The sequence below is a fragment of the Parathalassolituus penaei genome (genome assembly GCF_026626885.1).
Classification (GTDB): domain Bacteria; phylum Pseudomonadota; class Gammaproteobacteria; order Pseudomonadales; family Oceanobacteraceae; genus Oceanobacter; species Oceanobacter penaei.
The window spans coordinates 2,501-5,250 of sequence record NZ_JAPNOA010000004.1 but is presented as its reverse complement, the minus strand read 5'-3'; the positions used below and the strand labels follow the sequence as shown (position 1 = coordinate 5,250).

The 2,750-nt window shown below is 51.8% G+C and carries 2 rRNA genes (1 of these 2 cut by a window edge); both read right to left on the bottom strand.

Going from position 1 to position 2,750, the window contains the following annotated elements:
• Positions 1–197 precede the first annotated feature (197 nt).
• Positions 198–313, bottom strand: a 5S ribosomal RNA gene (gene rrf, locus OUO13_RS00785).
• Between the two features lie 152 nt (positions 314–465).
• Positions 466–2,750: ribosomal RNA gene (locus tag OUO13_RS00780) — 23S ribosomal RNA — on the bottom strand; it runs 597 nt beyond the window's last position.

Sequence of the window (2,750 nt, the reverse complement as noted above, 5' to 3'; positions counted from 1 at the left end):
AATGAATTATCGACAGAGTCTTACCTGATAATCTTATGACGCCAGATCATCCCGGTAAGCACCCACACGAATTACTTATGCAGATTGTTAAAGAACGTGCTTCTCATCGAAGCGGGTCGCACATACTACAGTATGTGCTTTTTGTGTCAAGCGTTTTTCACGCTCTTCACTGTGAAGCCAGAGCTTCGAAATTAAATGCTTGACGATGACCTACTCTCACATGGGGAGACCCCACACTACCATCGGCGATACTGCGTTTCACTTCTGAGTTCGGAATGGATTCAGGTGGTTCCACAGTTCTATTGTCGTCAAGCAAACCGTTTTGCTGATGCGTCCGTCTTATGCTCCGCGGAGCGGCGCGCTGTCAGCGAATAGGGTTGGATACATGAGTATGAATATTCTCGTTTTTTGCGAACCGACGTCACTGGTCGATATTACGTAACCGTTTACCGGTTTGGGTGTTATATGGTCAAGCCTCACGGGCAATTAGTATCAGTTAGCTCAACGCCTCACAACGCTTACACACCTGACCTATCAACCTGGTGGTCTTCCAGGGCCCTACAGAACTCTCGAGGAGTAGTGAGATCTCATCTTGAAGGAGGCTTCACGCTTAGATGCTTTCAGCGTTTATCCCGTCCGAACATAGCTACCCGGCAATGCCACTGGCGTGACAACCGGAACACCAGAGGTTCGTCCACTCCGGTCCTCTCGTACTAGGAGCAGCTCTTCTCAAATCTCAAACGCCCACGGCAGATAGGGACCGAACTGTCTCACGACGTTCTAAACCCAGCTCGCGTACCACTTTAAATGGCGAACAGCCATACCCTTGGGACCGGCTTCAGCCCCAGGATGTGATGAGCCGACATCGAGGTGCCAAACACCGCCGTCGATGTGAACTCTTGGGCGGTATCAGCCTGTTATCCCCGGAGTACCTTTTATCCGTTGAGCGATGGCCCTTCCATACAGAACCACCGGATCACTATGACCTACTTTCGTACCTGCTCGACGTGTCTGTCTCGCAGTTAAGCCGGCTTGTGCCATTACACTAACCTCCTGATGTCCGACCAGGATTAGCCGACCTTCGTGCTCCTCCGTTACTCTTTGGGAGGAGACCGCCCCAGTCAAACTGCCCACCACACAGTGTCCTCGATCCGGATAACGGACCAGAGTTAGAACCCCAAATTGACCAGGCTGGTATTTCAACGTTGGCTCCACCGAGACTGGCGTCTCGGCTTCAAAGCCTCCCAGCTATCCTACACAAGCCAATTCAAAGTTCACTGTGAAGCTACAGTAAAGGTTCACGGGGTCTTTCCGTCTAGCCGCGGGTATACGGCATCTTAACCGCAAATTCAATTTCACTGAGTCTCGGGTGGAGACAGTGTGACCATCATTACGCCATTCGTGCAGGTCGGAACTTACCCGACAAGGAATTTCGCTACCTTAGGACCGTTATAGTTACGGCCGCCGTTTACCGGGGCTTCGATCAAGAGCTTCTCCGAAGATAACCCCATCAATTAACCTTCCGGCACCGGGCAGGCGTCACACCCTATACGTCCACTTTCGTGTTTGCAGAGTGCTGTGTTTTTAATAAACAGTTGCAGCCACCTGGTATCTTCGACCGGTCTCAGCTTACGGAGCAAGTCCTTCACCAAAACCGGCGCACCTTCTCCCGAAGTTACGGTGCCATTTTGCCTAGTTCCTTCACCCGAGTTCTCTCAAGCGCCTTGGTATTCTCTACCTACCCACCTGTGTCGGTTTAGAGTACGGTCTGAGTTAAGCTGAAGCTTAGAGGCTTTTCCTGGAAGCATGGCATCGACCACTTCGGACTCCGTAGAGTCACCGTCATCACCTCTCAGCATTGACACTCCGGATTTGCCTGGAATGCCTGCCTACGGGCTTAAACACGGACAACCAACGCCGTGCTGGCCTAGCCTTCTCCGTCCCCCCATCGCACTTAACTGAGGTGCAGTAATATTAAACTGCTTCCCATCGACTACGCTTTTCAGCCTCGCCTTAGGGGCCGACTAACCCTGCCCCGATTAACGTTGGACAGGAACCCTTGGGTTTCCGGCGAGGGAGTTTTTCACTCCCTTTATCGTTACTTATGTCAGCATTCGCACTTCTGATACCTCCAGCCTGGTTCACACCTTGACCTTCAACGGCTTACAGAACGCTCCTCTACCATGCATAAAATGCATCCGCAGCTTCGGTGTACAGTTTGAGCCCCGTTATATCTTCCGCGCAGGCCGACTCGACTAGTGAGCTATTACGCTTTCTTTAAAGGGTGGCTGCTTCTAAGCCAACCTCCTAGCTGTCTGTGCCTTCCCACATCGTTTCCCACTTAACTGTAACTTTGGGACCTTAGCTGGCGGTCTGGGTTGTTTCCCTTTTCACGACGGACGTTAGCACCCGCCGTGTGTCTCCCATGATTGAACTCACCGGTATTCGGAGTTTGCAAAGGGTTGGTAAGTCGAGATGACCCCCTAGCCTTAACAGTGCTCTACCCCCGGTGGTTAGACATGAGGCACTACCTAAATAGTTTTCGAGGAGAACCAGCTATCTCCGAGCTTGATTAGCCTTTCACTCCGATCCACAAGTCATCCCCTACCTTTTCAACGGGAGTGGGTTCGGTCCTCCAGTTGATGTTACTCAACCTTCAACCTGCTCATGGATAGATCGCCCGGTTTCGGGTCTACTACCAGCGACTTGACGCCCAATTAAGACTCGCTTTCGCTACGGCTCCGCTATCG